A 5,185-nucleotide genomic window follows, 5' to 3' on the forward strand; every position below is an offset into this window, starting at 1 on the left:
GAACGTCGTCTTCCCGCGCGGTCGTACGAGGACGATGCCGCGCACGCGCTCGATCACCGCGGTGCGGCGCAGCACGGGCCAGGCGGCAGGGCAATCGCGCTATGCCCCTCTGGTCCCCTCTCCCACCGGGAGAGGGTTGGGGTGAGGGGATTCCTACCGGTGCTTTGTCGGCCATTGAATGACGTGATAGGTGTAGGTCGGGCAGGTATTTCCTGCCCGACGCCTCGGCCAGACCGCCGCGTCGGGCATGAGTACACGCCCGACCTACCCCAGACATCGCGAGATTGCCCTGATCCGAAACACCGCCGCCCTTCCGCCATCCCAATTCTTGCGCCATCATGGCCGACCGTTTTTCCGCCCTGGATTGTAGTTATGAAATACCTGCCCATTTTCCTAAAGCTCACCGGGCAAGCCTGCCTCGTAATCGGCGGCGGCGAGGTCGCGGCCCGCAAAGTCGCCTCCCTGCGGCGCAGCGGTGGCCGGGTCACGGTGCTGTCCCCCAACTTGTGCGAGGCGCTGGCCGCGTTGCTGGCCGACGGGAAGATTGCGCATCGCCCCAAGACCTTCGAACCCGCCGACGTGGCGGATTTCCGGCTGGTGATTTCCGCCACCGACCGCCGCGAAGTCAACGAGAGCGTCGCCGCCGCCGCCGAGGCGCGGGGCATTCCGGTCAACGTGGTGGATTGCCCGGAACTCTGCTCGTTCATCTTCCCCGCCATCGTGGACCGCGCCCCGGTGGTCATCGCCGTATCGACCGGCGGCGCTTCGCCGGTGCTGGCCCGGCTGGTGCGCGCCCGCTTGGAAAGCGCCCTGCCCGCCGCCTACGGCAAGCTGGCCGAGTTGGCCGAGCAATTCCGCACGCGGGTCAAGGCGGCCATCGGCGATTCCTCGCGGCGGCGCTTGTTCTGGGAACGGAATCTACAAGGCCCGGTGGCTGAACTGGTGTTTTCGGGCCGGGAGGCGGAGGCGGCAGCGCGGCTGGAAAGCTTGATTCAAGCCGAAGCGGCGGGCGGGGCGGCGGAACAAACCGGCTTCGTGTCGCTAGTCGGCGCGGGGCCGGGCGATCCCGATTTGCTGACCCTGCGGGCGTTTCGGACCATCCAGGAGGCCGACGTGGTGGTGTACGACCGGCTGGTGTCGCCGGACATCATGGCCTTGGTGCGGAACGACGCGGAGAAGATTTACGCGGGCAAGGAGAGCCGCCGCCACACCTTGCCGCAGGACCAAATCAACGCGCTATTGGTGCGGCTCGCCAAGCAAGGCAAGCGGGTGGTGCGGTTCAAGGGCGGCGACCCCTTCATCTTCGGGCGCGGCGGCGAGGAAATCGAGACCTTAATGGAGAAAGGCATTCCGTTCCAGGTGGTGCCCGGCATCACCGCCGCCTCGGGTTGCGCGGCCTATGCGGGGATTCCGCTGACTCACCGGGATTTCGCCCAGTCCGTGACCTTCGTGACCGGGCACTTGAAGGAGGGCGAAATAGGCGGGCTGGATTGGGAGCGGCTGGCCCGGCCCGATCAAACCCTGGTCATTTATATGGGCCTGCAAGGCTTGGAACGTATCCGCGAGGCGTTGCTGGCCCACGGTGCCGCGCCCGACACACCCGCCGCGCTGATTCAGCAGGGCACCACGCGCCACCAGCGGGTGATTACCGGGACCGTGAACACCTTGCCCGCGTTAGTGGCCGAGTCGAAGGTGAGTGCCCCGACCTTGGTGATCGTGGGCGGGGTGGTGAGTTTGCATGGGAAGTTGGCGTGGTTTCGGGGGGAGGATGCGTAGCGGGTGGGTTGGGGTGAGGCACGAACCCCAACAATTCGAGGACGGGTGATGGTTGGGGTTCCTGTGTCACCCCAACCTACGACCCTTTGTTTCGTCCCAAGCAATCATGGGCATAGCTTCCGTCACATCCGAGCGTAGGCGGACGCGGCCACCAGACTAGCCCCGCCCAAATAGCCGACCGTGGTGAGCAGGCAGCTAATACTCATCAACAGGCGAAACGCGGCGGTGGGTTCGGGTTTTAGGCTGGGGTTGATGGCGCGGATTAGGAAGAGTCCGGCATTGCCGATGGCGCCCAGGCACATACTCAGAATGATGAAGGTCGGCGCTTTGATTTGAAACTGGCTGAATAGCAGATAGAACGCGAAGAGAAACAGGGACATCAATAAGTAGTCTATATGCGATTTGAGGAGGTCTTCGGTGCCGGGGATGAGTTTGGCGAGTGCGCTGGCTGGGTTGGTGAAAATGATGACCAGCATCCAGGCTTCGATTAGGGCGAGGGTTAGGGATAGGCTGCCGGTTAAAATTAGTATTTCGTTTGACATTGGGTTTTGCTTTGTTGATTTGAGTTTAACTTAGAGACATTAAAAAGCCCCGTTTTTGAGGATGGGGCTTTTTTGTTGGGATATCGGTAATGCCCAAGAATCGTAGGCTGGGTTGAGGAACGAAACCCAGCGGTTTGCGACGGATAAGCGGGGTTTCCGCAAAGCTTCAACCTAACCTGCGGACCTGTTAGGTCGGATGTAATCCCTCGACATACCGGCCTGGGATGATGGGTTTCGCTGCGCTCTACCCATCCTACGCGGGCTGCGCCCCCGCCGAAGCGTTCCCTTCCCCCCCTCCCCGTGTGGTTATAATGTGCCGCCCGTGCAACACCCGGCGGGCATTCTCCATCATCCACTCACCCACAACAACAAGGGGTTTCCCATGAAGCTGATGAAACACGCCCCCGCCGCGCTGCTGCTGGCGGGTCTTACCCTGTCCACCACGGCATCGGCGGGGCTGTTCACCCGCCCCGGCGGGATGGTCTACGACAGCGATTTGAACATCACCTGGCTGGCGGACGCCAACTACGCCCTAACCTCGGGCTACGACGCCGATGGCGTGATGAACTGGGACGCCGCCGTGGCCTGGTCGGACCAACTGGTCTACGGCGGCTACAGCGACTGGCGGCTGCCGACCTCGGAGACGTGTTTTGGCTACGACTGCACCGACAGCGAGCTGGGGCATTTGTTCTATTCGGAACTGGGAGTCACGGCGTACAATTCGATCCTGACCGGCAACGCCACGGAACTGGCCAAGTTCACCAATATCCAGTCCTACCTGTACTGGTCGGGTACGGAGTACGCGCCCGATCCCATTGACGCGTGGAGCTTCGATACCTACGTCGGCTTCCAGGGCCGCGACGGTAAGCTCTTTGAGTTGTATGCGTGGGCCGTGCGCTCCGGTGACGTCGCCGCCGCAGTGCCGGAGCCGGGAAGCCTGATGCTGCTGGGGAGCGGCGTGGTGGCCTGGATCGGCGGCGGATGGAAGCGGCGGCGTGGATGATTCGGTGATTCGGGTCATTCGGCCCTTTGGGGGGTGCAGGGGGCAGCACGTAGGATGTGGTGACGAAGGAACCGCATCGTTCGCGATTGATGCGGTTCGTGCCTCACCGCATCCTACGGCCCTGCTTTGATACTGCATAAATCAATTAAACCCACCGCCCTCGATACCAACATTAACCCGAATTCACGCCCACCCTCGACCCCAACCACTCCCGCCAAACCGCCAACCCAATCGCCAAAATAACCGGCCCCATAAACAACCCAATAAACCCAAACCCGGTCAATCCCCCCAATACCCCCAACATAACCAACACAAAAGGAATGCGCGTGGTGCGGCTGATTATCAAGGGCCGGACCAAGTTATCCACCCAACTCACCACCAAAGCCCCCCACAAAAGCAAAGCCACCCCCGCCCAATGCTGCCCGTGGAAAATCAGCCACAGCGACGCCCCCACCCACATCACCACCGTGCCGAACGGAATCAGCGCAATGAACATCGTCAACAAGGTCAGCAACGCCGGAGCCTGCATCCCCACACCCCAATACCCCAATCCGGCCACGGCACCCTGCACAATCGCCGTCATCACAATGCCGTAAAACACCGCCTTGGTCGTGGTTTCAGCGGTGGCGAGATAAGCGTCGGCCCACCCGCCCAAACCCCGCACCAAACCTAGCCGAACCTGCTCGGCCAGCACATCCCCATCCCGGTAAAAAAAGAACATCAAGAACAGCGTGAAAATCCATTTCGCCGCCAGAAATCCAGCCCCTTCCAACATACCCAGCAGCTTCCCGGAAATATTGGCGAGCTTGGGCAATCCGTATTGGCGGACCAGCCCTTGCAGCGTCTCGAACTGGTCAATCACCACCCGCAGCTCGTCGCCGACCAAAGGAATGCGGGCAACCCAGGGCGGCAGTTCGGGCTTGCCCTCCAGCCAACCCGGCAATTGGCGGAGGAAATCGGCGAGTTCGCTTTGCAGAATCACGCTCAAAGTCAGCAGCGGCACCAACACCGCCGCGCCCAGCACCATCACCAGAACCAGGGCGCTCCACCCGTTGCTACCGCGCAGCCGACCGCGCAGCCAAGCGTGCAGCGGCCAAGTGGCGTAAACCAAGATAATCGCCCAGATAACAGGCTCAAACAGTTCCGCCAAAACCCGGTAAATCAAGTAACCGAGTCCGGCCAGAAACAGCGCGGAATAAAGTGGACGGGGGGGATTGTTCATGGCAAAAACTTCCTGATATAGACGTCGTTGGAAGGAAATCTTCATTTGACCACCATCACCCCGGCCCTCTCCCAGAGGGAGAGAGGGCAAAATGCTGTTTCGGGTATATTCAACCCACCAATGCCAAAAGCCGCGTCAGAATCCTATCATTTATAACTGCTTGGGTATGCTCGGAATATTGCGCGGCGAAATTTTGGGCGGCGACACGGTATTCCCCCCGGTTAAGAATTTCCCCTATCAGCGCGAGATAATCCGGTTTTTCGTTAGGTTCCGGGGCCACCAAACCCGCCCCACACTCTTCGACCCGACGCGCCGTCATATATTGCTCAAGATTGGTGGGCAATAACAATAGGGGTATTCCCGCCTGCAACATGCCACACACCGTGCCGTGTCCCGCATGACAAAGCGCCAAATCGCACGCGGAGATTAAACGGTTAAGGCGCACCGGGCGCGGCACAATGGTGAGGCGTGGGGAAGCATGTTTATCTATCCGGGCTTGAGCAAGGCCGGGGCAAAACAATAGGACTTACGCAGAAACTTGAAGCTTCCGCAGAACCCCAGTGGTTCATGCTTGAAAATTAAGCGAAGGCCAAGGGTATTGACGGGCGCCTAAGTTGCTCCCTCATATACCCGGAGAGAAGG

General features: G+C 60.8%; 5 protein-coding genes. 2 read left to right on the forward strand and 3 right to left on the reverse strand.

What is annotated here, in order from left to right:
- The first annotated feature begins 372 nt into the window (after positions 1–372).
- On the forward strand, positions 373–1,776 hold the full coding sequence (cysG, locus tag ACXWUF_RS18110) for a siroheme synthase CysG (protein WP_458496008.1): 1,404 nt from the start codon (positions 373–375) through the stop codon (positions 1,774–1,776).
- Positions 1,777–1,898: 122 nt separating this feature from the next.
- On the opposite strand, the gene ACXWUF_RS18115 is transcribed toward cysG, so the two are convergent.
- Entirely contained in the window at positions 1,899–2,318 is a 420-nt protein-coding gene (locus ACXWUF_RS18115; protein WP_458496009.1) for a hypothetical protein, read from the reverse strand.
- Positions 2,319–2,700: 382 nt separating this feature from the next.
- Here ACXWUF_RS18115 and ACXWUF_RS18120 point away from each other — a divergent pair, with 382 nt between their 5' ends.
- Complete coding sequence (locus ACXWUF_RS18120) at positions 2,701–3,321, forward strand: Lcl domain-containing protein (protein WP_458496010.1); 621 nt, start codon at positions 2,701–2,703, stop codon at positions 3,319–3,321.
- A gap of 172 nt (positions 3,322–3,493) precedes the next feature.
- On the opposite strand, the gene ACXWUF_RS18125 is transcribed toward ACXWUF_RS18120, so the two are convergent.
- Complete coding sequence (locus tag ACXWUF_RS18125) at positions 3,494–4,543, reverse strand: AI-2E family transporter (protein ID WP_458496011.1); 1,050 nt, start codon at positions 4,541–4,543, stop codon at positions 3,494–3,496.
- Between the two features lie 109 nt (positions 4,544–4,652).
- A complete protein-coding gene (locus ACXWUF_RS18130; protein WP_458496012.1) occupies positions 4,653–5,063 on the reverse strand; it encodes a glycosyltransferase in 411 nt (136 codons plus the stop codon).
- Positions 5,064–5,185 lie beyond the last annotated feature (122 nt).

This window comes from Methylomagnum sp. (assembly GCF_054333355.1).